Source organism: Bacillus sp. SIMBA_074, assembly GCF_046534555.1.
Lineage (GTDB): Bacteria > Bacillota > Bacilli > Bacillales > Bacillaceae_G > Bacillus_A > Bacillus_A mycoides.
In genome coordinates this window covers 1-272 of the sequence record NZ_JAWRYM010000517.1, presented here as the reverse complement: position 1 = coordinate 272, position 272 = coordinate 1, and the positions used below count along the sequence as shown (strand labels likewise).

The window sequence follows — 272 nt, the reverse complement described above, 5'->3', positions numbered from 1 at the left end:
CATCATTCTGAAGTACTTTGAGGATCGGACCGTACGGGAAATTGCAGACGTGCTCGGTCACCCCGAAGGAACGATAAAAACCTGGCTGCATAAAGCTCTGGGCGCCCTGCGCAAAGACCTTGGGAAAGGATGGTGACGAGCGTGCTGGATGATACAAACACTACGGAGCTACAAACAGTACCTCCGCAGATTGATCAGTACATTCGCAATGGAATCATGCAAGCAAAGCAGCAAAAACAAAAACGCCAACGCAGGTTTTGGATTCGTATAAG

General features: G+C 48.9%; 1 protein-coding gene. It reads left to right on the top strand.

All coding sequences use genetic code 11. From position 1 onward, the window contains the following. Positions 1–136, top strand: a 136-nt coding sequence (locus SB773_RS31795) for an RNA polymerase sigma factor (RefSeq protein WP_410594308.1), incomplete at its 5' end; no start/stop codon positions are given. Positions 137–272: the final 136 nt, after the last annotated feature.